Source organism: Allobosea sp. Tri-44 (assembly GCF_004123845.1).
Classification (GTDB): domain Bacteria; phylum Pseudomonadota; class Alphaproteobacteria; order Rhizobiales; family Beijerinckiaceae; genus Allobosea.
Genome location: NZ_NBDP01000030.1, coordinates 332,842 through 355,669, shown reverse-complemented (window position 1 = coordinate 355,669; position 22,828 = coordinate 332,842). Strand labels below are relative to the sequence as shown.

Genomic DNA, 22,828 nt, shown 5'->3' with positions numbered 1-22,828 from the left:
CTCCGGCCCAGCCCGCCATCGGCGGCGTGTTCGACCGGTCCGGCTCAGTCCTTCCGGATGCCGGTCGCGAGCGTGTACTCGTCGGTGCGAGCCTGCACCTTGACGCCCTTGCGCGAGGCCCAGGTGTTCAGCTGGTAGTGCGTCGGGATCAGGCCGACATCGTTCATGCTGATATCCATCGCCTCGGCCAGAGCAGCATCGCGCTTGGCGTCGTCGACCGTGCTCAGCGCCTCGACGAGCTTGGCGTCGAAGGTCGGGTTGGAGTAGCGGCCGCGATTGGTCGCACCCATGCCCTTGGCGGGATCGAAGGTGGCGAGCAGCGCCTTCAGCGAGTCGGAGGATTCGCCGGTGCCGGCGCCCCAGCCGACCAGGATGAAGGAGAATTCAGGCACATTGCCTTGGCCGCCCTGCGAGGCGCGGGTGAAGAAGTTCGCCGACGGCAGCGTCTCGACCTCGGTCTCGATGCCGAGGCGCGAGAACATCTGCGCGACGGCCTCGATGATCTTGGTGTCGTTGAGATAGCGGTTGGTCGGCCCGTGCAGCTTCATCTTGAAGCCGTTCGGATAGCCGGCCTCGGCGAGCAGCTTCTTGGCGCCGTTGAGGTCGAAGGCGACCGGCTTCAGCTTCTTGGAGGTGCCGAAGAAGCCGTCGGGCAGGAGCTGGCCGGCCGGGATCGCCTCCTTCTCCATGATGCGGTCGACGATGCCCGGGCGGTTGATCGCCATCGACAGCGCCTGGCGGACCTTGAGGTTGCGCAGCGGGTTCTTGATCTCGGAGCCGTCCTTGCCCTTGATGAAGGGCGAGACCTCGCGGAAGTGATCCATGTGGAAATAGATCACCCGGTTCGAGACCGTGCTCGCGACGCTGAGCTTGGCATCGCCCTTGAGGCGGGCGACGTCCGAGGTCGGCACGTTCTCGATCACGTCGAGATCGCCCGCGAGCAGCGCCGCGACGCGGGTCGGGGCCGAGGTGATCATCCGGAAGGTGACCTTCGACCAGGGCTCCTTGCCGCCCCAGTAGCTCTCGTTCGGGGTCAGCACGACGCGGTCGCCGGCGACATATTCGGCCTGCTTGTAGGCGCCGGTGCCGCCGGTGGTGCACTTGCCGAGGTTGAAGTCCTCAGTGGTGGTGTCCTTGCACTTGGCCGGGATGATGCCGAAGGTCGAGAGATCGGTCGGCACCAGCGGCGCCGGCGTCGCGGTCTTCACGCGGACGGTGAAATCGTCGACCTTGGTGAACTCCTTGCCGCGGACATAGGCGGAGAAGCTCGAAGGGCTCTTCGGCACGTTCGGCGCGCGCTGCATGGTGGCGATCACGTCGTCCGCCGTGAACGGCGTGCCGTCATGGAACCTGACGTTCTTGCGGAGCTTGAATTCCCAGGTCGTGTCGTCGATCGCCTTCCAGCTCTCGGCGAGTAGCGGCTTCAGCGCCTGCTTCTCATCCTGCCCGACCAGCGGCTCGTAGATGTGCCGCGCCAGCATGTTGTTGGGGGTGAGGTTGTGATAGTGCGGGTCGAGCGAACTGAGCTCCGCCGACAGGCCGATCTTGAGTTCCTGGGCTGACGCCAGACTGGCGATGGTCATGACAGGAGCCGCCAGAATGGCGAGCTTGAGAGCTTTCAGCCCGTTGGCGCTGAACGTTTTCATTCCGAACCTCCCGATGGCTTTGATGCACCATCATTCACAACTGAGCCGCGCGTGGCGAGTCGCCGGATTGGCCGGTCTACCCCTGATCTCGCCCGGCCCGGCTTGTAGAACGATTTCGTATACCTGTAAATTATACTGCGCGCGCTATCATATAACCTAAACGCATAGGCAGATGCGAGGCGCGGATAAGGGCGGGGACGCGACCATGGCGATCAAGGCAAGCGTCGATCGGCGGCCTCCGAGCTTGCGCGAGCTCGAGGTGCTGCAGGCTATGATCGCGACCCGCAAGACGGTGGCAGCAGCGCAGATGCTCGGCATTTCGCAGCCAGCCGTGTCGCGGGCGCTGGCGGCACTGGAGGCTCATGTCGGCCGCCCGCTGTTCTCTCGCGAAGGCGGCAGGCTTGTGCCCACTGCGGACGCCTTTGCGCTCGACGCAGAGGCGCAACCGATCTTCGCGGCATTGGACCGCTTGAACAGTTGGCCCGGACAGGCCGTTCAGGCGAGCGTGCTGCGCATCGCGACGCCGCCGACCCTGGCCCAGTTCGTCCTGCCACCGGTTCTGGCCGAGTTCCGCCGGCTGGAGCCCGATGTCGTCGCCAATGTCGAGATCGATACCAGTTCCACCGTAATCACACAGGTTGCCGACCGTGCGGTCGATCTCGGGCTGGTCGACATGTCTGCGTCGCATATCGGCATTCATGGCGAGGTCATTCGCGAGGCCGTGGCGCATGTTCTGATGCCGGAGGACCATCCGCTCGCTGGCCGCGAGGTGCTGGGCCCACAGGACCTCGCCGACGAGCCGATCATCGCTCTCGCACGGCGCTTTCCCGAGCGCATCAAGGTGGAGCGGGCCTTCGCCGACGCCGGAGTGACGCTGCGCCTGGTCGGGGAGGGCACGGCGGCCGTTTTCGTCGCCGAGATGGTCAGGCAACGCGTCGGTCTTGCCTTGCTGAATCCCTTTCCCCTGACGCTCGGTGGCATGCAGGGGCTGGTGGCCCGCCGCTTCGCGCCGGCCATCGCTTATCGGACGATGCTGCTGTTCGCCTCCGCCGGATCAGTCGCGCCGGCGGCGCGTCGTTTTGCCGACCTGCTGCTGGCGATGCAGCCGGAAGACGGGCTGACCAAACCGATCAGATAGCGGACTCAGAACGCCTTGAAGGTGATGATCGTGTGGGTGTCGGCGATCTCGGGGATCGACTGCACCTTCTGGGCAACGAAATGGCCGATGTCGACATCGGCTGCGACGTGGAACTTGGCGAGAATGTCGTAATTGCCGGCGGTCGAGTAGATCTCCGAGGCGATCTCGCGGTCGGCGAGCTCGCTGGCGACCTCATAGGTCTTGCCGAGCCTGCATTTGATCTCGACGAAGAAGGTCTGCATCGCGCGCTCCGGAATCCTCAAGCCCTTCGATAGCCGCTGGCGCGGGAAGATCAAGCGCCGGCGAGTTCGGCGATGCGGCGTGTCATGGCGCTTTCGGGGTCGGGAAGCGTGTCGAGCACGGTGAAATGGTTCGCGCCGTCGATCTCCTCATAGCGGGTGCGAACCCCTTCGAGACCCCAGACATCGGTGAGCTGGCGGCTCTGCTTGTGATACTCGGCGCTCTCGGCCCCACCGACGACCGCGTCCATGACGAGCCCGGATGGCGCCGGCCAGAACAGCGGGCTTTCCCGTTCCGCTCCCTCGAGCGTCAGCCCCAGTGCCTGGTTGATGCTGGTTTCGGCCAAAGGCTTCAGATTATAGAGGCCGGAGATGCCGTAGGCGGCGGGCACGATCTGGTCCGGAAGCTCCGGATCGACGTTCTTCCAGCCCGTCGCCAGCAGGCAGGCGGCAAGCTGGCCGCCGGCTGAATGCCCCGCAGCGACCACCGGCAGGTTATAGCGCAGCCAGATCCCAGCAGCGGCCTGCTGCAGTTCCCAAACGATGTGGCCGACCTCGACCTGCGGGCAGAGGTCGTAGCCCGCGAGCGCGACGGGTACGCCGCGCTGGTTCAGCCCGCGCGCCATGTGCGAGAAGTAGCTCGGATCGAGTGCCTGCCAGTAGCCGCCATGGATGAAGAGCACGATCGCCTTGCTCTTCACATCCTCCGGCTTGAACAGGTCGTAGGTCTGGCGCGGGCCCTCGCCATAGCGGACGCCCAGCTCGCTGACGGCGACCTCGCGATAGGCCGCCGCATCGCGGGCCCAGCCGGCGATGATGCCCGGATGCTCCGGCACGCGGGCGCGATTGTTGTATTCGGTCTCGTAGTCGACGGACATCGGATCCTGATCTTGCTGCGCCTCGGCAGTCGCTGCCGGCTCGGTTCGGGAGCAGTTTGCGCCATGCGCACCCGGCCGGTCGAGGTCTTTTGACAGGGACTGCGACAAACGCGACAAGACGCAGCCTCGATCGCGCCGGAGCCGCCCATGGACAATCCCGTTCTCGCCGAAGTCACTCGTGGCAATACGGTCGAATCGCGCCATCGCGGCTCGGTGATCGTCGTCGATGTCGACGGGGCCGTGGTGTTCTCGCTCGGCGATGTCGAGCGGCCGGTCTTCCCGCGCTCGGCCGTGAAGGCGCTGCAGGCCCTGCCGCTGCTCGAAAGCGGCGCCGCCGATCGCTTCGGTCTGGTGCCGGCCGAGATCGCGCTCGCCGTCGCCTCGCATTCCGGCGAGGAGCGCCACGCCGAAACCTCGCTCGCCATGCTGAAGAAGGCCGGCCGCGACGCCTCCTGCCTCGAATGCGGCGCACATTGGCCGATGGGCGAGGCGGCGACGCGTGCGCTCGCCAGAGCCGGCCGCGAGCCGAGTGCGCTTAACAACAACTGCTCGGGCAAGCATGCCGGCTTCATCTGCCTGTCCTGCGGCATCGACGAGGACCCGGCCGGCTATGTGAAGGGCACCCATCCCGTGCAGCAGGCGGTGCGGGCCGCGCTGGAGGAGGTGACCGGCGCGCCGCACAAGGCCGAGCTCTCCGGCACCGATGGCTGCTCGATCCCGACCTATGCGGTGCCGCTGAAAGCGCTGGCGCTCGGCTTTGCCCGCTTCGGCACCGGCAATGGGCTTGGCCCCAAGCGCGCCGAGGCGGCGCGGCGCATCCGCGAGGCGGTCGCAGCCAATCCCTTCATGGTCGCGGGCACCGGCCGCTTCGATACGCGCTTCATGGAGGTCTTCGGCGCCCGCGCCTTCATCAAGACCGGGGCAGAGGGCGTCTATTGCGGCACGCTGCCGGAGCTCGGCTACGGCATCGCGCTGAAATGCGACGATGGTGCCGGCCGCGCCACCGAGATTGCCATGGCCACTCTGGTCGAGCGCTTCCTGCCGCGGCAGGGTGGTGACGAGGAGGCCTTCGCGCCCTTCCGCGAGACGGTCATGAAGAACTGGAACGGCATCGAGGTCGGCCGTGTTCGCGCGGCCGAGGTGTTGCGGCAGCGCGCTTGACGGCGAACACGGGGCGGCGCGAGGCTCATTGTCCGCCTGCGGAGTCCCGCCTCATGCCGCACGCCTCCGCGTCGCCTGAAAAGCCCAGCGCGATTGGCCGCGCCGGCGCCTTCGGGCGCGACCTGCTCGCCGGGCTGACGCTCGCGGCGATCACCATCCCCGAGCAGATGGCGACGGCCCGGCTTGGTGGCTTCGAGCCGCAGATCGGTTTCTACGCCTTCGTCGCGGCGACGCTGGGCTTCGTCCTGTTCGGCGCGAGCCGGCTGCTGACGGTCGGCGCGGATTCGACGATCACGCCGATCTTCGTCAGCGGCCTCGCGGCGCTGGCGGCGGGCGGTGCGATCCCGGCAGGCTCGGCGACCCTGCTCGCGCTGCTGGTCGGGCTCGCGCTTATCGTCGCCGGCCTGCTGCGACTCGGCTGGATCGCCGATCTGTTGTCCGTGCCGGTGCTGACCGGCTTCCTCGCCGGCATCGCCGTCCACATCGCCGTTTCGCAGCTTCCCGGCCTGCTCGGTATTCCCGGCGGCGGCCATCACATTGCCGGCCAGCTCGCGGCGCTCTGGCATGGGCTTGGCGGCATCAACGTCATCTCGCTGGCGATTGGCGTCGCGACGCTCGCGACCGTGAACCTGTGCGAACGCTTCGTCCCACGCCTGCCGGGCGCACTGCTGGCGCTCGTCGCCGCGACGACGGCGGTGGTGCTCTTCAAACTGGAGGCGCATGGCGTCGCGGTGCTCGGCGCCTTGCCCTCAGGCTGGCCGAGTCTCGTGCCGCCCGTGCTCGACTGGAGGGACATTCGCAGCCTCGTGCCGCTCGCGCTGGTCATCGCGCTGGTGGTGATGATGCAGACGGCAACTGTCAGCCGCTCCTTCCGCGATCCGAATGGCGCCGAGCCGAAGGTCGACCGCGATTTCATCGGCCTCGGAGCGGCGAACCTCCTCGCCGGGCTGGCCAGCACCTTCCCCGTCAATGCCAGCCCGCCGCGGACGGCGGTGGTCGCCGAGAGCGGCGGGCGCTCGCAGCTCGCTGCAGCGACGGCGGCGCTGATCGTGCTCGCGCTTGCGGTCGCTGGTGGCTCGCTGCTGGCGCAGGTGCCCGTGGCGGCGCTGGCCGGTGTGCTGCTCTTCGTGGCGCAGCGCATCGTCCGGGTCGAGGTCATCCGCCGGCTCGCCGGCCAGTCGCGGTCCGAATTCGCGCTCGTTCTGCTCACGGCCATCGCCATCATCTGGCTGCCGGTCGAGACGGGCGTCGCCGTCGGTATCGGCCTGTCGCTACTGCACGGCGTCTGGATGACGACGCGCAGCGAGCCGATTGAGCAGTTGCGCATTCCCGGCACGACGATCTGGTGGCCGCCCGAGCCCGGCCACCGCGGCGAGCAGGTCGAGGGCGTGCTGGTGATCGCCTTTCCGGCGCCGCTGCTCTTCGCCAATGCCGAGATATTCCGCCGGGGCGTGCTCGCGCTGCTGGCGGAGCGGAGACCCACACTAATTGTCCTCGATGCCGGCGGCATTCCCGCCATCGACTATACCGCGGCGCAGGCCCTGCTCGCTGTCGCGACGGCCTGCCGGGAGCGGGGCGGTGCTTTCGCCATCGCCCGGGCTGAATCCGTCCGCGCGCTGCAGGCGCTGGAGGATTTCGGCGTGATCGCCGAGATCGGGGCAGAGCATGTCTTCCACAGTGTCGAGGAGGCGGTGAGGGCGCTCGCGCCGGCCGCGAAGGAGGCCTCATGAGCTACTCGGTCGAGCCAAGGCTACATCCTGTCGCCATCGCCGATCTCAGGCCGACGCAGATCACCGTCGGCATGCGCGAAGTCGAGATGAAGCAGGTCCATTGGCGGGCGGAGCGCGAGGAGAAGGGCGCGGATTTCCTCGGCCGCCATGCCGTACCGGTCGTCGTCGGCCCGAAGCGCCGCCTGTACCTTATCGATCACCACCACCTCGCGCTCGCATTGCACCTGGAGGGCGAGGAGCAGGTGCTGACGACCGAGGTTGCCGACCTGTCGCGGCTCGGCAAGGACGAGTTCTGGAGTTTCCTCGATAGTCGCAGCTGGATGCATCCCCTCGACGCAGAGGGGCGTCGGCGCGGCCATGACCAAATCCCGCGCAAGGTCTCCGGCCTCGTCGACGATCCCTATCGCTCGCTGGCGGGAGCGCTGCGGCTTGCCGGTGGCTACGCCAAGACGGAGGCGCCGTTCAGCGAATTCCTCTGGGCTGACTTCTTGCGTCGACGCATCAAGCGGGCGGTTCTCGAACGCTCCCTTGCCAAGGCGCTCGAAAGGGCACTGGGCCTGGCCCGGTCGCGCGAGGCCGAGCATCTGCCGGGCTGGTGCGGCCCCTCGGACTGAGCTTCAGCCGACGGCGTTGCCTTCGACCCGGATGCCGGCGGCGCGCTTGTCCTGGCCCCTGGTCAGGTCGCCGGTCACCACCTTGCCGAATTCGGTGCCGACCACCGCGCCGAGCCTGGCCTCGCTGATCACATTGTTGGCGATCAGCGCATTGCGCTCCTTCGGGACGAGCGAGACGGAGATGCCGATTCCGGTGCGCCGGACCACGTTGCCGGTCGCGACGAGATTGCGCATCGCCCAGGACCAACCGAGCGAAATGCCGATCTCGCTGGCGTTCTCGATGACGTTGCCGGTGACCGCCGCTTCCGCCTCGATATGCAAGCCTATGCCACCGACGAGCTCCTTGCCCTTCGGCGCCAACCCCTTCTGAGCATTGCGGATGATGTTGTTGGCGAAGACCGAGAGCCGCCCGCCATGGTCGAGATTGGTGATGTTGGCGCCTTGCGCACAATCCTCGACCAGGTTGTTGGCGATGATCGCGCCCTCGAAGGCGAACTCCGAATACAGGCCGGTCTCGCCGCAGCGCCTGCCCTGATTGCCGATGATCTGCACGCCCGAGCCGGAATTGTTGCGGATGAAGGTCAGCGCGCAGTCGCGTAAGCTGTTGCCTTCGATCACCACGCCACCGGCGCGAAACAGGCTGATGCCGTTGCCGTTCGGCCCGTCGCCGCCGGCATCGCTGCGGATGCGGTTGAGGCGGTTGCCGCGGATCAGGCTCTGCTCGTCCCCTGCCTGGCTGCGCCAGAGCTGGATGCCGTTGTTGCCACAATCCTCGACAGTGTTGGCCTCGATCGAAAGCCCGCGCGAATCGAGCGAGAACAGCGCCGCATCCCGCATCGAGCGGAAGCGGTTGCGCTCGATGCGCCCCGCGGTTCGATTGAGCGTCAGCCCGACCGAACCGGCATTGGCGAATTCGCAATCAGACAGAGCGAGGTCGAGCACCTCGTCGGCGTTCAGTAGACCCGCGCGCTGGCCGAGTTTGATGTCTAGCCCGTCGAGCACGATCCCGGCGATCGCCGCGCGCTTGATGCGCCGCGCCACCAGCAGCGGCCCGGCCTGCGCGGCAATGAACTGGGTGGCGCCCGACACTCCGATCAGACGGGCGTTCTCCGGCAGGACGACATTTGCGATACGGTAGCGGCCGGGCGCGACGATCAGTGGTGCGTTCTGCTTGGCCGCCTCGACCAGAGCCGTCTGAAGGGTACGCGACTGGTCATCGGCGGAGCCGGAACGCAGGCCGAATTGCGCCGCCTCAAGCCCGAGCGTGCCGAGCGGCGCCGATGCGCCGGCGCGTGGCGTCTGCCCCAGGACGGGACTGGCTGAAGCCGCAACCGTGCCGAAAAGGGCCGTCCGCAGCCAGTGGCGGCGCGAAAGCGTCATCGGAGCCTCCATTATGACCGCAAAGCTTCAAGAGGCGTGCCGGCGATCGGGCTCGCTGCCCGGTTACAGGCCGAGCGCCCTGGCGATCTCGTCGGCGGCTGCGGTCGGCGCCATCTCGCCGGCGGCGACGGCCGCTTCGAGCTTGGGTGTGCGCGCCTTCAGCGCCGGATCGTGCCGGAGCTTGGCCTGCAGCCGGTCCTGCACCATCGCCCAGATCCATTTGACGTCCTGCCGCCGGCGCTTCTCGGCGATCAGCCCCTTCGCCTCGAAGCGGGCGCGGTGCTCCTCGATCTTGGCCCAGAGCGCGTCGAGACCGGCGCCGGTCAGGCCCGAGATCGTCACCACCGGGGTCGACCACAGCGACGAAGTCGGCGCGAGGATGTGCAGTGCCGCCTTGTATTGCGCAGCCGCAGCACGCGCCGCGGTCGCGCCCTCACCGTCGGCCTTGTTGACCGCGAGCATGTCGGCGAGCTCGATGATGCCCTTCTTGATGCCCTGTAACTCGTCACCAGCATTGGGCAGCATCAGCACCAGGAAGAAGTCGGTGAGATCGGCGACGGCCGTCTCCGACTGACCGACGCCGACGGTCTCGACCAGGATCACATCGAAGCCTGCGGCTTCGCAGAGCAGCATGGTCTCGCGCGTCTTGGCCGCGACGCCCCCCAACGTGCCGGAGGAGGGCGAGGGCCGGATATAAGCGTTCGGGTCGACGGCCAGCTGCGCCATCCGCGTCTTGTCGCCGAGGATCGAGCCTCCGCTGCGCGTCGAGGACGGGTCGACCGCGAGCACCGCGACCTTGTGGCCCTGGCTCGTCAGATAGCTGCCGAGCGCGTCGATCGTGGTCGATTTGCCGACGCCGGGCACGCCGGTGATGCCGACCCGGATCGCCTTGCCGGTATGCGGGAGCAGGCGGGAGAGCAGGACCTGCGCCTGCTCGCGATGGTCGGCGCGCCGGCTCTCCGCGAGCGTGATCGCCCGCGCCAGCGCCGCGCGCTCGCCCGCCAGAATCGCATTGCCGAGCGCTGAGAGGTCGACCATGCTCCGCTGGTAGCAAGAGAGTGCTTGCAGCGGAAGCGGGGCTTTTGGAGGCAACCGTGTCATCCCCGCTCTTGCCAAGCGGTGGGGACGGTGAGACGAGTTTCTCGGGTTGCGGAGAGCGTGTCGCGTGTCCGGTTTGCGGTCTTTCGTTCTCATCTCGCTGTTGTCGCTGGTGCTCGCCGCTTGCGGTGGCCCGCCGCGTGTGCTGGTCGTCTCGGCGGCCAAACCAAATGACACCTCCGGCACGGTCAGCATCTTCGTCGCGACCTCACGCGCCTCGACCAAGCAGCCGGAATATTTCAGCGGCGAGCGCAGTCCGGCAGTCGCCTTTGCGCGGCTCGACATCAACGTGCCGCGCAATCACCAGGTCGGCCAGCTCGAACTCCCGGGCAGCGTCACGAGCGCGGGCGATCCGGCCAGCCATTTCACCGTCGGCGGCGTCAAACTCCTCTCCGAGCCGGAGATGCTGAAAGAGGTAAAAGCGGCAGTCGGACAACGGCCGCAAGCCGATCGCGAGGTGCTCGTCTTCGTCCACGGCTTCAACACGAATTTCGCCGACGCCGCCTTCCGCTTCGCCCAGATCGTCACCGATTCCGGCTTCAAGGGCGTGCCGGTGCTGTTCACCTGGCCGTCGCGGGCGCAGCTCCTCGCCTATCCCTACGATCGCGATAGCGCCGATTTCTCCCGGGATTCCCTTGAGACTGGCCTGCGCGTGATCGCTCGCGACCTCGGCGCCAACCGTTTCGATATCCTTGCGCATTCGATGGGAACGCTGCTGACGGTCGAGACGCTGCGCCAAGCGGCGATCCGCGGCGATGGCAGCTTTGGCGGCAAGCTGCGCAATGTCATGCTGGCGGCGCCCGACATCGACCTCGACGTCTTCAAGACCCAGCTTGCCGCGATCAAACGGCCGGTCACCGTCTTCGTCTCCTCGGACGACAAGGCGCTCGACTTCTCCCGCCGCATCGCCGGCGACAAGACACGGCTGGGCTCGATCTCGGACAAGGATACCGAGGTCGTCGCCGATCTGCGCAAAGCCGGGGCGACGATCATTGATCTGTCGGGTGATCGCGCCAACGACGAGTACAACCACGGCAAGTTCGCGACCACGCCGCGCATCGTCCAGATGATCGGAAAGCGGCTCGGCGCCGACGGACTCGATGGCGGAACGGGCGGCGGCATGCTCGGTCTCGACTCCAAAGCTTCGCCGTCTTTCGTCGACCGTGACAAATAACTGCCCAATTCTGGCCGCGTTGGTCTGGCCTTAAGGGTTTCGCGGCCAGAAGGTCCGCATCCCCATTCTTGGACATCGCCAGTGATCTCGCCTTCGCGACATGCCGTTTCACGCCGCTCCTTCGTCGCCCTCCTCGGGCTTGGGTTGGCTGGCTGCGGCCAGAGCGAGGCGTCGATCTCGCCGTTCGTCGGGCCGGCGGATTCATCCAGCTTCGGCAAGGAGCCGCAGCTGCTCGTCGCGACGACGCGCAAGCCGATGGGCGATCGCGCACCCTATTTCGGCTCGGATCGCGGCAGCGGGCTGACCTTCGCCGAGGTCAGGCTGTCGGCGCCGGGCCGTGGTGTCGCTGCGCAGGTGAGCTCCGTCGTTAGTGGCGACTGGGCCGTGCTCGGCGTGACCAGGCGCAGCGCAAGCGATGCCGCCCGGACCTTTGCCGATTCCGCGACTGGCCGCGACGTGCTGCTCTATGTCCACGGTTTCAACGAGACCTTCGAAACGGCCGCGCGCAGCGCCGGTCAGCTCTCGCATGCGCTGGCTTTCGAAGGGCGGACTGCTCTCTTCACCTGGCCGTCCGGCGGTGGTTTGCTCGCCTATGCCTATGACCGCGAGAGCGCGCTCTGGTCGCGCGACGGCTTCGTCCAGACCCTGAAGGCGCTGGTCGCCAATCCGACCATCGGGCGGATCAACATCGTCGCGCATTCGATGGGCAGCTTCCTGACGCTGGAAGGCCTGCGCGAGCTGCGCGATTTCGAAGGGTTGTCGGATCGGATCGGCGCCGTCGTCCTGGCTTCGCCCGATGTCGACATCGATGCCTTCGAGCAGACCGTGCCCAGGCTCGGCTCGATCGCCCGGCGGATGACCGTGATCATCGATCCCGGCGACAAGGCGCTCGCGGTCTCCTCGCGCATCGCCGGCGGCGTCGCCCGCGCCGGCGCCGCCGACCGCGAGCGGCTGGAGCAGCTCGGCGTGCGCGTTGCCGATACGGCCGGCCGCGGCTGGAGCCTGCTGCGCCACGACCTCTTCCTGTCGAACAGCGAAGTGACGCAGGTCGTGCGCCGCGCGATTGACCGGTCGCAATCCTGACCCGGAGGCCGGAGCCCCCGGGTCGGCCTATCCCGATCAGCCAGCCGGCTTGAGCGCGATGACGGAACGCGCCGCCTTCTCGATCGCCTCTCGCGAATAGAGCAGCGGCGCATAGTCGCCGGCGGCCCAGAGCGGCGCGAGATCGCGATAATGCGGGCTGTAGGTGTCCCCCGATTGCCCGGGCGTATTAATGAAGCGGCTCTCGTCCCACTTGCCGACATCCAGCACCATGCGGAACGAGGCGCCGGCCGTGACCCTGAAGTCGGAGGTCCGATAGGAGGCCGCGCGCGGGCTGAAGGCCGAGCCGCCCATGGCGAGCCGGCCGACATTGAGCTGAGCGCGGTCTGGGCCGCCGGCGAGGGGCGAGAGTGCATGGTCGAACTGGGCGTGGTGGATCTTGCCCCAATTCCAGCTCGCAACGTCTGGGCCTAGCGCTTGGCGCAACTCCTCCATCGCCGCTTTCAGCGTCTCGAGCAGCAGCGCATCGCGCGCTGCCTTCGAGTCGGCGCCGAGAGCACTGTCGGGGGATTGCAGATAGGCGACGACCGCCGCCACATCGAGTGGGCCGATCACGCCGCGTGCCTTTTCCGGCACGGCCTTCGCCGTCAGCGCGCGGCCGAGATGCTTGCTCATCCAGACCTCGGACAATGCAGCGGCGGCGCTGTCGACAGCCGTCTCGTGATTCCAGCCCTTGATCAGTTTCAGGCCCTCGGCGGTGGTTGGATCGTCCGAGGACAGCGGCGCCAGCAGCGCGGCTAGCTTGCGGCCGTTGTCCGAGCTGTCGTCGTTCTGCAGGGCCATTGCATCCGCCAGCGTCACCTTGTTTTTCGTGCCGAGCACGGCCTTGATCCGGTTGATCCGGGAGGGATCGGACCATTCGAAGCCGATGCGCTTGGCGAGAAGTGGGTGATCCTTCGGGATGTTCATCTCGTTGGCGGTGGCGAAGAAGCCCTCGGTCGGATTGTAGACCTCGGGCAATTCGCCGGCCTTCATGAAACCGGTCCATTCATAGCGGCCATCGCCGGGCACCGGCATCAGGCCGTCATGGTTCGGCCGCTGCGGCGCGCGCCCGCCGACGATCCAGCCGATATTGCCCTTGTTGTCGGCGTAGACCTGGTTTTCGGACGGCGCCCCCCATTCCGCCATCGCCTTCTTGAAGCCGGCCCAGTCCTTCGCCGTCATGTATTCCGCCGAGTTGAAATAGGCCGAGGTTCCCGGCTCGAACCAGACGGTGCGGATCGCGAAGGCGCGCTTCTCGTCCGGCTCTGTCTTCATGATTGGGCCGTGGCGGGTGAATTTGAGTTCGACCTGGCGCGGCGCCTCGCCCTTGACCTCTATGGTGTCGTTGACGGAGCGCATCTCCTCCCAGCCGCCGCTATAGCGATACTGGTTCGGGTTGGCCGGGTTGGTCTCGTAGACGTAGAGGTCCTCCTGATCGATCGCGAAGATTGTCAGCCCGAAGGCGATCTCGCCGTTGTGACCGATCGAGATGCCCGGCAAGGCGGGCTCGCCGCCACCGATCACCGACAGGCCCGGCGCATTGAGATGCACGACATAGCGCAGCGACGGCACGCCATGGGCGCGGTGGGGATCGTTGGCGAGGATCGGGCGGCCGGTCGCGGTGCGGCTCGCGGCTATCGTCCAATTGTTTGAGCCGATGGTCGAGATGCTGTCGCCGGCTGCGGCGAAGATGGCGTCGCGGTCGAGCGCGGCGCGCTTCTCGCCTGGGGCGGCGAAGGTGACGTCACGGGTCGCGAGATTGTAGTCGTCGAGGATGTCAGGCTTGATCGCGCAGGGGTCGAGCCCGTCCGGCACCTTGGTCTTCACGCTCGGCTCCAGCACGCGCCGGAAGCGATCGGCCTCGATCCCGGCGGCGCAGGCGACACGGGCGCGCACGACCTCGGACATCACGTTGCGAGTCAGGCCATGGCTACGGATGCGCACCACGTCCTCGGCGCTCCAGCGATCCGGCAAGGTGCCGGAGACGCGGAAATCGAGCGGTAGTGACTGCTTGCCCGCCCGCACCTCATCGACACGCGCATTGATTCCGGCGACGAAGGCGTCGGTATAGGCCTTCGCATCGGGGCCATAGGCGGCCCATTCCTTGTCCATCTCGCCGCGATAGAGGAAGAGCCGGGCGGCGCGGTCCTGCGCGACATAGGACGGGCCGAAATCCTTCGCGAGGAGCCCAAGGCCGCGCTTGCGCCAGAGATCGATCTGCCAGAGCCGGTCGCGCGCCGCATTGTAGCCCTGCAGGAACAGCGCGTCGCGGGTGGAGGCTGCGTAGATGTGCGCCACGCCCCACTGATCGAGGATGAGCTCCGCTGGCCCCTGCAACCCGGCGACGGCCTGCTCCGAGCGCTTGACTGCGCTCGAAAGCTCGGCCCGTGCGGGCAGGGATGCGGGGATCAGGACGGTGGCAATGGCAAACAGCGACGCTGCGCCGCCGGCGCGAAGTGCTCTGCTCATGGTGTTCCTCCGTGCGGCCCGTCTTTGGCGACAGGCCTTGCCGGGGGAGCTTAGGAGCAGGCTGCTCGGCGGGCACTGCTAGCAGCCACATGGCAGCCTTGCCGTGCCGGCATGTTGGGGGCGGTGCGTTCCTTGCGCGGGTGGCCGGGTTACAGCGGCGGCAGGCCGACGCGCTTCTTGATCGTCGCCAGCGCGAAGTTGGATTCGACCGACTGGACGCATTTCAGCCGCGTCATCTTCTGCTTCAGGAAGCGCTCATAGCCCTCGATGCCGTCGGTCAGCACGCGCAGCAGATAGTCCTGGCTGCCGGTCATCAGGTAGCATTCCGCTACTTCGGGCCAGTTTTCGATCGCCTTCTCGAACTCGGCGATGTGCTCCTGGTTTTGCTGGCTGAGCCGCACCGAGACGAAGACGCTGAAGGGCAAGCCATAGGCTTTCGGGTCGACGATCGCCGAATAGCTCCTGATGACGCCGGTTTCCTCCAGCCGCTTCAGTCGGCGCAGGCAGGGCGTCGGCGACAGGCCGACCTTCTCGGACAGGTCCTGATTGGTGATGCGGCCATCCTCCTGCAGCAATGCCAGCATGCGGCGGTCGATCGTATCGAGCATGATCTGCTCCTCCGGGCTTTCAATCGAGCAGGAAGCTGCAAAAACTTGCTCTAGAGCACGGGTGATCGTTCATGCAATGGCCTTAGGATCGTCCTAGGCTCGCGTCGCAAGGCCGTGCTGGTCGGCGAGGAGGCAATCATGAGCGACGACAACTACCACAAGGACCGGATTGCCAATCGCCGGCTCCACCCCGAGACCCTGATGATGGGCTTCGGTTATTCCCCCGCCATGTCGGAAGGGTCGCTCAAGCCGCCGGTCTTCCTGACCTCAACCTTCGTTTTCGAGAACGCCCAGCAGGGCAAGGACTTCTTCGACCTCACCGCGGGGCGCCGCCAGCTCAAGCCGGGCGAGAAGTCGGGGCTGGTCTATTCGCGCTTCAACCATCCCAACATGGAGATCCTCGAGGATCGCCTGGCGATCTGGGACGAGGCCGAGAAGTGCGCCGTCTTCGCCAGCGGCATGGCGGCGATCGCGACGACCTGCTTCGCATTCCTGCGGCCGGGCGACACCATCATCCACAGCCGCCCGCTCTATGGCGGCACTGAGACATTGCTGAAGAACCAGATGGGTGCCTTCGGCGTCACGCCCTTCGGCTTCACCGACGGCATCGACATCGCCCAGATGCGGGCGGTCGCCGAGGCCGCCGCCGCCAAGGGCCGGGTCGCGATGATCCTGGTCGAGACGCCGGCCAACCCGACCAACGGTCTGGTCGATCTCGCCGCCTGCGCCGCGATCGCCGACGAACTGGAAAAGTCGCAGGGCCATCGCCCTCCGGTAGTCGTCGACAACACCATGCTGGGGCCGATGTTCCAGAAGCCGCTGAAGCACGGCGCCGATCTCAGCCTGCTGTCGCTGACCAAATATGTCGGCGGTCATAGCGATCTCGTCGGCGGCTCGATCAGCGGCTCGGAAAAGCTGGTGCGGCAGGTCAAGGCCTGGCGTGGCTCGCTCGGCACGCAGCTCGATCCGAACTCCTGCTGGATGTTGATGCGCTCGCTCGAAACGCTGGACATCCGCATGAGCCGCTCGAACGAGAACGGCCGCAAGGTCGCCGACTATCTCGCCGCTCACCCGAAGATCGCCAAGGTGCACTATCTCGGCAATCTCCAGGATGGCGACCCGCGCAAGCCGGTCTTCGATCGCCAGTGCAGCGCCCCCGGCTCGACCTTCGCTTTCGACGTCAAGGGTGGCGAGAAGGAAGCCTTCGCCGTGCTGGACAACCTCCAGATCATGAAGCTCGCGGTCAGCCTCGGCGGTACCGAGACGCTGGTCTCGCACCCCGCCGCGATGACCCATTCTGGCGTCGCCCGCGAGTTGCGCGAGGAGATCGGCCTCACCGATGCGCTGATCCGCATCTCGGTCGGCATCGAGAACATCGAGGATCTGATCTCCGATCTCGCCCAGGCGCTCGAAGCCGCGTGAGGGCAGGGCGGCGCCGCATCGTCGTCGCGGCGCTCGCCGCCATGCTCTCGGTCGGTCCGGCTTGCGCGGAGCCACAGACCGAGAGCGTGGCGCAGACCATCTGCCGATTGATCGAAGGTGCAGCGAAGACCCACGATCTGCCGGTCGCCTTCCTCACCCGGCTGATCTGGCGCGAAAGCAGCTTCCGGCCGCATGTCGTCAGCCCGGCCGGGGCACAGGGCATTGCCCAGTTCATGCCGGGGACGGCGAATGAGCGCGGCCTCGCCGATCCGTTCGATCCCGAGGCGGCGATCCCGCATTCGGCCGCCTTCCTTGCAGCCTTGAAGAACCAGTTCGGCAATCTCGGCCTCGCCGCCGCGGCCTATAATGGCGGGCCGAACCGCGTCGCGCGCTGGGTCGAGCGTGGCGGCATGCTGCCCTATGAAACGCAGGCCTATGTCCGCTTCATCACTGGCCGCCCGGTCGAGGAATGGCGGCTGGGCGCGGGCGAGCTTCCGCCGCCGGCGACGCGGGAGGAGACAGATTGCCTCGCCACCGTCGCTTCGATCCGCATCACCACGCCGGCCGTGCTGGTCGAGGGCGCGTATGGACCGTTCGGGGTGCAGCTTGCGGGCAATACCTCGAAGGCGCGCGCCATCGCCTCCTATCAGCGCGTCGCCGCACGCTTCGCCTCGCTGCTCTCAGGCAAGCCGACCATGATCCTGGGATCGGCCGTGGCGGGACGGGGCAGGGGCCGCTTCTACCGGGTCAGGTTGCCGGCACAGAGCCTGCGCGAGGCGACGATGAGCTGCAATCGCCTGCGGCAGGCGGGCGGTGCGTGTCTGGTGCTGCGGAATTGAGCGATCTGCTGCGGCTTTCGACATTGGTCATCCCGGACAAGCCGCGAAGCGGGGCTGATCCGGGATCCATTCCGGAACACTTCTCGGTGCGGTTCCGGAATGGGTCCCGTGTCTCCCTGCGGTCGCCCGGGACGACTCGCGTTTAGATCGCGAAGCCGTTGCGGGGCGCTATAATCCCACCCGCCCCCAGCCCGGCAGTTTCAGCGCCGGTCGCTGCAGGTCGAAGCCTGCCACCAGCCCGAGCAGGTTGACCTCGACGCCCTCGACCCAACCCAGCGTGACACCGAAAAGCCCGTAGAGCGAGGCCTGCAAACCGGTTCGGCTCGGCGTCCAGCCGGCGTAGAGGCCGTCGCCGCGCCAGTCCTTGCCGATCGCGGTCGGTGGCAGGGCGCGGCCGAGCTCCGGAACTTCGGCGAGGACGTGCTGGACGAAGCTGTTCGAGTTCGGCCCCGGCCAGGCCGCATAGGAGCCATTCGCGCTGTAGCTGTAGCTCTTCACAGCCTCGCGGATGCGCGGGATCAGCGCCTCAGCAGCCTGCCCCCTGATCTCGCCGACCAGCTCCGGGACGTTGCCATACCAGCGCCCGTCGGCGACGCGGACGTTCACGCGCACCGGGTTGCCCCAGCCGACGACGTCGAAGCGCGTATAGGCCGAAGCGTTCGCCTCCTTCACCACCACCCAGGAATGATGTGCGAAGACGCCGCGCCAGCGGCCGACGCGGGCGGCGAAGACGTGGACGGTCGCTTCCGGCTCGATGCTGGGGGCGGGCAGGAGCGCGGCGCTCGACCAGTCGGCACGTGCCCAGTCGGACGCGAGCGGTTGCCATTGCCACCACGCGGCGTGCGTGCCGAGGGGCAGGAGGAAGACCACCGTGAAGAGGAGGAGCAAGCGTCGGATCATGTCTCGTCAGAAAATAGGTGGCGCGGCACCTGTGCCACAAGGCGCGACGGAGCATCGCCAATCACGAAATCGAGGTTGAGGCTTGGCCGCAAGCTGCGAGAGGCTGTTAGCGTCCTTGGATAGGGTTTGGGCGTCGGCGATTTTGCCCGAGTGCCAGGAGCTTGGTGCGGCCAAGCCTTCCGGCTTGGTCGTGACGAGCGACGCCGCAATCGGGCAAAAGTGCCACGCCGCTGCGCGGTGAGGTGAAACCGGCCGACTGCTGCGTCGCATCGCTTGCCGATACCAGCGGTATCGGCGGCGCAATGCTCCTGGCATTCGGACGGTTTGACCTCACCCAAACCCTATCCAAGGACGCTAACAGCCTCTAACTTGCCGGCGCGAAATCTAGAGGAGGGGCAGATTGCGCACTTTGACGTCGGTTATGCATGGGTTGGCCGCTGCGGCGGCTTTCGGGCTCGCTCTCGCAGCCGGTCCGGCAGGAGCGCAGGACAACAAGGAACTGCGCATCTTCAACTGGTCGGACTACGTCAATCCTGAGGTGCTCGACGCCTTCAAGAAAGAGACCGGCATCACCGTCGTCTACGACACCTTCGACCAGATGGAGACGGTCGAGACCAAGCTACTGGCCGGCAAGACCGGCTACGACCTCGTCGTCGTAACAGCCTCCTTCCTGCCGAGGCATATCCCGCTCGGTCTTTATACGCCGGTCGACACCGCCAAGGTGCCGAACCTCAAGAATGCCTGGTCCGAGATCCAGAAGCGCTTGGCGAAATACGATCCCGGCAACAAGTTCGCCGTGAACTACATGTGGGGCACCACCGGGATCGGCTACAACGTCGCCAAGGTGAAGGAGCGGCTCGGCAACGACGCCGTGATCGACAGCTGGAACGTCATCTTCGATACCGAAAAGCTGAAGAAGCTCTCCAATTGCGGCGTGCACGTGCTCGACGCGGTCGAGGAGATGTTCCCGGCGGCGCTGCGCTATCTCGGGCTCGACCCCGACTCGAAGAACGAGGCCGACCTCAACAAGGCCGGCGAACTGCTGCGCAAGATCCGGCCGCACATCCAGAAATTCCACTCGTCAGAATACATCAACGCGCTCGCCAACGGCGATATCTGCCTGGCGGTGGGCTATTCCGGCGACGTGCTGCAGGCCAGGAAGCGCGCCAGCGAAGCCAAGAACAAGGTCGAGATCGCCTATGCGATCCCGAAGGAAGGCGCGTTGATGTGGTTCGATTCCTTCGTCATCCCGAAGGATGCCGGCAACCAGGACGCGGCGCTGAAGTTCATCGACTTCGTCAACCGTGCCGACATGGCGGCGAAGAACTCGGACTTCATCCAGTACGCCAACGGCAACATTGCCTCCAAGCCGCTGCTTTCGGCCGAGGTCCGCGACAATCCGGGCATCTATCCGCCGGATGCGGTGATGGGCCGGCTCTACACGATCACGCCCTACGACCAGAAGACGCAGCGGGTGGTCAACCGGCTGTGGACCCGCGTCAAGAGTGGCAGGTGAACAGGGACCCTAGCCGGACGGAGGCGGGTGGAAGACGCGCCTCGCCCGGCAGCGTCCGGCGCGACTTCCAGCCCTGGAACGACCCCTCCGCCAAGCCGCTGGTCGAATTCCGCAATGTGACCAAGCGCTTCGGCGCGGTGGTGGCGGTGGATCGGCTCTCGCTTTCGATCCACCAACGCGAGTTCTTCGCGCTGCTCGGGCCATCCGGCTGCGGCAAGACCACGCTGATGCGCATGCTCGCCGGCTTCGAGCGGCCCGACGAGGGCGAGATCCTGCTCGACGGCGTCGACATCACCGCCGTGCCGCCGCATCGGCGGCCGGTCAACATGATGTTCCAGTCCTATGCGCTGTTCCCGCATCTGAGCGTCGGCGACAACATCGCCTATGGGCTCAAACGCGAGGGCCTGCCGAAGGCGGAGATCGCCGCGCGCGTTGATGCGATGCTTGGGCGCGTCCGCCTCAAGGGCATGGAGAAGCGCCGGCCGGACCAGCTTTCCGGCGGCCAGCGTCAGCGCGTCGCGCTTGCTCGCGCCCTCGTCAAGCAGCCAAAGCTCCTCCTGCTCGACGAGCCGCTTGGCGCGCTCGACAGGAAGCTGCGCGAGGAGACCCAATACGAGCTGATGGACCTGCAGGCCGATCTCGGCCTGACCTTCATGGTCGTCACGCACGACCAGGACGAGGCCATGACCATGGCCGACCGCATGGCGGTGATGGACCATGGCCGGCTGCTCCAGATCGCGCCACCCGACCTGATCTACGAGGCGCCGGCCAGCCGCTTCGTCGCGGAGTTCGTCGGCGATATCAATCTGATCGAGGGCAAGGTCACCGCCGTCGAAGGCGATCTCGTCACGCTGGAGAACCAGCCTGTCGGCGTGATCGAGCTCGACGAGGACGCGCCGAGCTGCCGGCCGGGCGATGCGCTTACCATCGGCCTCCGTCCCGAGAAGATCGCGCTCAGCCATGACGAGCCGGAGCAGAGCGTCAACAAGGTCGCCGGCGAGATCTGGGACATCGGCTATCTCGGTGACATGACCATGGTCCAGGTCATGGTCGGCGGCGACGAGGGCAAGCTCTTCAAGGTCTCGCTGACCAACCGCACGCGACGCATCGAGCGCCCCTTCGCCTGGGAAGACAGGGTCTGGCTCTCCTGGGATGTCGAGGCCGGCATGGTGCTGGCGTCGTGAGCACGCCGGCTTCCCGAAGCGGCGGGACCGGTCGCGGCTTGCTGGTCGCGGCCATTCCCTATCTCTGGCTCATCGCCTTCTTCCTGGCACCCTTCGTCATCGTGCTCAGGATCGCACTCTCCGACGCCGCGACCGACCAGCCGCCCTATGCACCGCATTTTCCCGGCTTTAGCCAGCTCGGCGAGTTCCTGAGCGCGCTCGACTTCGAGAATTTCCGCCTGCTCGGCGACGACCCGCTCTATTGGCAAAGCTATCTCTCCTCGCTGCGCATCGCGGCGCTGACCACGCTGATCGCGCTCGCGATCGGCTATCCGCTCGCCTATGCGATGGCACTGGCGCCGAAGCGCTGGCAGGGCATCCTGCTCGTCCTCGTCATCCTGCCGTTCTGGACCTCGTTCCTGATCCGCGTCTACGCCTGGATCGGCATCCTGCGGCCGGACGGCCTGCTCGACATGGCGCTGATGGGCATCGGGCTCACCAGCGAACCCTTGCGCCTGCTCAACACCGACGCCGCTGTGCTGATCGGCATGGTCTACTCCTACCTGCCCTTTATGGTCCTGCCGCTGTTCTCGACCCTGCAGAAGCTCGACGGCACCTTGCTGGAAGCGGCCTCCGACCTCGGCGCGACGCCGCTGACCACTTTCCTGACCGTGACCTTGCCGCTCTCGGTCCCCGGTATCCTCGCCGGCTCGGCGCTGGTCTTCATCCCCGCGATCGGCGAGTTCGTCATCCCCGATCTGCTCGGCGGCTCCGACACGCTGATGGTCGGCAAGGTGCTCTGGAACGAGTTCTTCTCCAACCGCGACTGGCCGCTCGCCTCGGCGGTGGCGATCGTGCTGCTCGTCGTCCTGGTCCTGCCGCTGATGCTGCTGCAGCGGGCGCGCGGAGCAACCCAATGAGGCGCTTCGGAGCCTTCCACCTCGCCGCGCTCATTGCCGGATTCGCCTTTCTTTACCTGCCGATCGTCGCGCTCGTCGCCTATTCCTTCAATGCCTCGCGGCTGGTGACGGTCTGGGGCGGCTTCTCGACGCATTGGTACGGAACGCTCTTCAGCAATCAGCCGCTGCTCGACGCCGCCTGGCTGACGATCCGCGTCGCGCTGGTCTCCGCGACGCTAGCAACAGTGCTCGGGACGCTCGCGGCATTGGCATTGGCGCGCTATCGCGTCTTCGCCGGCCGAATGCTGTTCTCCGGCATGGTGATGGCGCCCTTGGTGATGCCGGAGGTGATCACCGGCCTGTCGCTGCTGCTGCTTTTCGTCGCCGGTGATGTCGAGCGCGGCTACTGGACCGTGGTCATCGCCCACGCGACCTTCAGCCTCGGCTTCGCTTGCATCGTTGTGCAGGCGCGACTCGCCGGTTTCGACCGTTCATTGGAGGAAGCGGCGCGCGATCTCGGCGCGACGCCGATGGAGACCTTCAGGACGGTGACGCTGCCGCTGATCTGGCCGGCGGTTGCTGCCGCCTGGATGCTGGCCTTCACGCTCTCGCTCGACGATCTCGTCATTGCCAGCTTCACCACCGGGCCGGGCGCTACCACCTTGCCGATGCGGCTCTATTCGGCCATTCGCCTCGGGGTGACGCCCGAGATCAACGCCGCCTGCACGATCATGATCGCGGCGGTGGCGGTCGCGGTGATCGGCGCCTCCCTGCTGATGAAGCGCGAGGCACTGGCGGGGCGCTGACCTAAACGCCTGCTGAACGTCGCGCTCAAAACCGGTTCAGCCTGGTTGCGCGAGAGTGCTTGCCA

20 protein-coding genes are annotated in these 22,828 nt (G+C 66.7%); 12 read left to right on the top strand and 8 right to left on the bottom strand.

The window, feature by feature from the left end; genetic code table 11:
* Positions 1 to 44 precede the first annotated feature (44 nt).
* Positions 45 to 1,646, bottom strand: coding sequence for an ABC transporter substrate-binding protein (locus B6S44_RS18155; protein ID WP_129158281.1), 1,602 nt, complete (start codon positions 1,644 to 1,646; stop codon positions 45 to 47).
* Positions 1,647 to 1,851: 205 nt separating this feature from the next.
* On the opposite strand from B6S44_RS18155, the gene B6S44_RS18150 reads away from it, so the two are divergent.
* Positions 1,852 to 2,784 carry a LysR substrate-binding domain-containing protein gene (locus tag B6S44_RS18150; protein WP_164985880.1) on the top strand — a complete coding sequence of 311 codons (933 nt, stop codon included), beginning with the start codon at positions 1,852 to 1,854 and terminating at the stop codon, positions 2,782 to 2,784.
* A 5-nt stretch (positions 2,785 to 2,789) separates the two neighbouring features.
* Here B6S44_RS18150 and B6S44_RS18145 read toward each other — a convergent pair whose 3' ends face one another.
* The gene (locus B6S44_RS18145) at positions 2,790 to 3,026 is read right to left on the bottom strand and encodes an Lrp/AsnC ligand binding domain-containing protein (RefSeq protein WP_061964496.1); all 237 of its coding nucleotides are present in this window, start codon (positions 3,024 to 3,026) and stop codon (positions 2,790 to 2,792) included.
* 50 nt (positions 3,027 to 3,076) lie between these two features.
* Positions 3,077 to 3,901 (bottom strand): alpha/beta hydrolase, encoded by an 825-nt coding sequence (locus B6S44_RS18140; RefSeq protein ID WP_129158279.1) that lies wholly within the window; start codon positions 3,899 to 3,901, stop codon positions 3,077 to 3,079.
* A 147-nt stretch (positions 3,902 to 4,048) separates the two neighbouring features.
* Here B6S44_RS18140 and B6S44_RS18135 point away from each other — a divergent pair, with 147 nt between their 5' ends.
* From B6S44_RS18135 to B6S44_RS18125, 3 genes are read left to right on the top strand one after another with little or no spacing between them, the layout of a single operon-like run.
* Positions 4,049 to 5,062 carry an asparaginase gene (locus B6S44_RS18135; RefSeq protein ID WP_129158278.1) on the top strand — a complete coding sequence of 338 codons (1,014 nt, stop codon included), beginning with the start codon at positions 4,049 to 4,051 and terminating at the stop codon, positions 5,060 to 5,062.
* Between the two features lie 53 nt (positions 5,063 to 5,115).
* Complete coding sequence (locus B6S44_RS18130; RefSeq protein WP_129158277.1) at positions 5,116 to 6,792, top strand: SulP family inorganic anion transporter; 1,677 nt, start codon at positions 5,116 to 5,118, stop codon at positions 6,790 to 6,792.
* A complete protein-coding gene (locus tag B6S44_RS18125; protein WP_129158276.1) occupies positions 6,789 to 7,406 on the top strand; it encodes a ParB-like protein in 618 nt (205 codons plus the stop codon). Before B6S44_RS18130 ends, B6S44_RS18125 begins: the two co-directional genes overlap by 4 nt.
* Before the next feature lie 3 nt (positions 7,407 to 7,409).
* Here the strand turns inward: B6S44_RS18125 and B6S44_RS18120 are convergent, their stop codons facing one another.
* Together B6S44_RS18120 and meaB are read right to left on the bottom strand one after the other, a co-directional pair.
* Entirely contained in the window at positions 7,410 to 8,786 is a 1,377-nt protein-coding gene (locus tag B6S44_RS18120; protein ID WP_164985879.1) for a TIGR03808 family TAT-translocated repetitive protein, read from the bottom strand.
* A 63-nt stretch (positions 8,787 to 8,849) separates the two neighbouring features.
* Positions 8,850 to 9,824 (bottom strand): methylmalonyl Co-A mutase-associated GTPase MeaB, encoded by a 975-nt coding sequence (gene meaB, locus B6S44_RS18115; RefSeq protein ID WP_129158274.1) that lies wholly within the window; start codon positions 9,822 to 9,824, stop codon positions 8,850 to 8,852.
* 127 nt (positions 9,825 to 9,951) lie between these two features.
* On the opposite strand from meaB, the gene B6S44_RS18110 reads away from it, so the two are divergent.
* Both B6S44_RS18110 and B6S44_RS18105 read left to right on the top strand, forming a co-directional pair.
* Complete coding sequence (locus B6S44_RS18110; protein ID WP_129158273.1) at positions 9,952 to 11,058, top strand: alpha/beta hydrolase; 1,107 nt, start codon at positions 9,952 to 9,954, stop codon at positions 11,056 to 11,058.
* An 84-nt stretch (positions 11,059 to 11,142) separates the two neighbouring features.
* Positions 11,143 to 12,141 carry an alpha/beta hydrolase gene (locus tag B6S44_RS18105; protein WP_129158858.1) on the top strand — a complete coding sequence of 333 codons (999 nt, stop codon included), beginning with the start codon at positions 11,143 to 11,145 and terminating at the stop codon, positions 12,139 to 12,141.
* A gap of 36 nt (positions 12,142 to 12,177) precedes the next feature.
* On the opposite strand, the gene B6S44_RS18100 is transcribed toward B6S44_RS18105, so the two are convergent.
* Together B6S44_RS18100 and B6S44_RS18095 are read right to left on the bottom strand one after the other, a co-directional pair.
* Positions 12,178 to 14,610, bottom strand: coding sequence for a penicillin acylase family protein (locus tag B6S44_RS18100; protein WP_129158272.1), 2,433 nt, complete (start codon positions 14,608 to 14,610; stop codon positions 12,178 to 12,180).
* Between the two features lie 149 nt (positions 14,611 to 14,759).
* On the bottom strand, positions 14,760 to 15,218 hold the full coding sequence (locus B6S44_RS18095; protein WP_129158271.1) for an Lrp/AsnC family transcriptional regulator: 459 nt from the start codon (positions 15,216 to 15,218) through the stop codon (positions 14,760 to 14,762).
* A gap of 138 nt (positions 15,219 to 15,356) precedes the next feature.
* Between B6S44_RS18095 and B6S44_RS18090 the strand changes: the two genes are divergently transcribed.
* Both B6S44_RS18090 and B6S44_RS18085 read left to right on the top strand, forming a co-directional pair.
* Positions 15,357 to 16,640 carry a cystathionine gamma-synthase family protein gene (locus tag B6S44_RS18090; protein WP_129158270.1) on the top strand — a complete coding sequence of 428 codons (1,284 nt, stop codon included), beginning with the start codon at positions 15,357 to 15,359 and terminating at the stop codon, positions 16,638 to 16,640.
* Positions 16,641 to 16,681: 41 nt separating this feature from the next.
* Positions 16,682 to 17,479, top strand: coding sequence for a lytic transglycosylase domain-containing protein (locus tag B6S44_RS18085; protein ID WP_129158857.1), 798 nt, complete (start codon positions 16,682 to 16,684; stop codon positions 17,477 to 17,479).
* A gap of 168 nt (positions 17,480 to 17,647) precedes the next feature.
* Here the strand turns inward: B6S44_RS18085 and B6S44_RS18080 are convergent, their stop codons facing one another.
* Positions 17,648 to 18,367, bottom strand: coding sequence for a DUF3750 domain-containing protein (locus B6S44_RS18080; RefSeq protein ID WP_349236378.1), 720 nt, complete (start codon positions 18,365 to 18,367; stop codon positions 17,648 to 17,650).
* 433 nt (positions 18,368 to 18,800) lie between these two features.
* Here B6S44_RS18080 and B6S44_RS18075 point away from each other — a divergent pair, with 433 nt between their 5' ends.
* The 4 genes from B6S44_RS18075 to B6S44_RS18060 are packed head-to-tail and all read left to right on the top strand — an operon-like array spanning position 18,801 to position 22,763.
* A complete protein-coding gene (locus B6S44_RS18075) occupies positions 18,801 to 19,895 on the top strand; it encodes a polyamine ABC transporter substrate-binding protein (protein WP_129158856.1) in 1,095 nt (364 codons plus the stop codon).
* Positions 19,892 to 21,079 carry an ABC transporter ATP-binding protein gene (locus tag B6S44_RS18070; protein ID WP_129158268.1) on the top strand — a complete coding sequence of 396 codons (1,188 nt, stop codon included), beginning with the start codon at positions 19,892 to 19,894 and terminating at the stop codon, positions 21,077 to 21,079. The genes B6S44_RS18075 and B6S44_RS18070 overlap by 4 nt, the downstream gene beginning before the upstream one ends.
* The gene (locus B6S44_RS18065) at positions 21,076 to 21,978 is read left to right on the top strand and encodes an ABC transporter permease (protein ID WP_248309643.1); all 903 of its coding nucleotides are present in this window, start codon (positions 21,076 to 21,078) and stop codon (positions 21,976 to 21,978) included. The genes B6S44_RS18070 and B6S44_RS18065 overlap by 4 nt, the downstream gene beginning before the upstream one ends.
* Entirely contained in the window at positions 21,975 to 22,763 is a 789-nt protein-coding gene (locus B6S44_RS18060) for an ABC transporter permease (protein WP_129158267.1), read from the top strand. Before B6S44_RS18065 ends, B6S44_RS18060 begins: the two co-directional genes overlap by 4 nt.
* The last annotated feature ends 65 nt before the right edge of the window (positions 22,764 to 22,828 follow it).

What these genes read in the sequence shown, in the direction of transcription:
- B6S44_RS18155 (WP_129158281.1), bottom strand. Translation starts at nt 1,646, where the DNA reads ATGAAAACGTTCAGCGCCAACGGGCTGAAAGCTCTCAAGCTCGCCATT.
- B6S44_RS18095 (WP_129158271.1), bottom strand. Translation starts at nt 15,218, where the DNA reads ATGCTCGATACGATCGACCGCCGCATGCTGGCATTGCTGCAGGAGGAT.
- B6S44_RS18140 (WP_129158279.1), bottom strand. Translation starts at nt 3,901, where the DNA reads ATGTCCGTCGACTACGAGACCGAATACAACAATCGCGCCCGCGTGCCG.
- meaB (WP_129158274.1), bottom strand. Translation starts at nt 9,824, where the DNA reads ATGGTCGACCTCTCAGCGCTCGGCAATGCGATTCTGGCGGGCGAGCGC.
- B6S44_RS18075 (WP_129158856.1), top strand. Translation starts at nt 18,801, where the DNA reads ATGCATGGGTTGGCCGCTGCGGCGGCTTTCGGGCTCGCTCTCGCAGCC.
- B6S44_RS18120 (WP_164985879.1), bottom strand. Translation starts at nt 8,786, where the DNA reads ATGACGCTTTCGCGCCGCCACTGGCTGCGGACGGCCCTTTTCGGCACG.
- B6S44_RS18060 (WP_129158267.1), top strand. Translation starts at nt 21,975, where the DNA reads ATGAGGCGCTTCGGAGCCTTCCACCTCGCCGCGCTCATTGCCGGATTC.
- B6S44_RS18085 (WP_129158857.1), top strand. Translation starts at nt 16,682, where the DNA reads ATGCTCTCGGTCGGTCCGGCTTGCGCGGAGCCACAGACCGAGAGCGTG.
- B6S44_RS18100 (WP_129158272.1), bottom strand. Translation starts at nt 14,610, where the DNA reads ATGAGCAGAGCACTTCGCGCCGGCGGCGCAGCGTCGCTGTTTGCCATT.
- B6S44_RS18150 (WP_164985880.1), top strand. Translation starts at nt 1,852, where the DNA reads ATGGCGATCAAGGCAAGCGTCGATCGGCGGCCTCCGAGCTTGCGCGAG.
- B6S44_RS18125 (WP_129158276.1), top strand. Translation starts at nt 6,789, where the DNA reads ATGAGCTACTCGGTCGAGCCAAGGCTACATCCTGTCGCCATCGCCGAT.
- B6S44_RS18145 (WP_061964496.1), bottom strand. Translation starts at nt 3,026, where the DNA reads ATGCAGACCTTCTTCGTCGAGATCAAATGCAGGCTCGGCAAGACCTAT.
- B6S44_RS18135 (WP_129158278.1), top strand. Translation starts at nt 4,049, where the DNA reads ATGGACAATCCCGTTCTCGCCGAAGTCACTCGTGGCAATACGGTCGAA.
- B6S44_RS18130 (WP_129158277.1), top strand. Translation starts at nt 5,116, where the DNA reads ATGCCGCACGCCTCCGCGTCGCCTGAAAAGCCCAGCGCGATTGGCCGC.
- B6S44_RS18090 (WP_129158270.1), top strand. Translation starts at nt 15,357, where the DNA reads ATGAGCGACGACAACTACCACAAGGACCGGATTGCCAATCGCCGGCTC.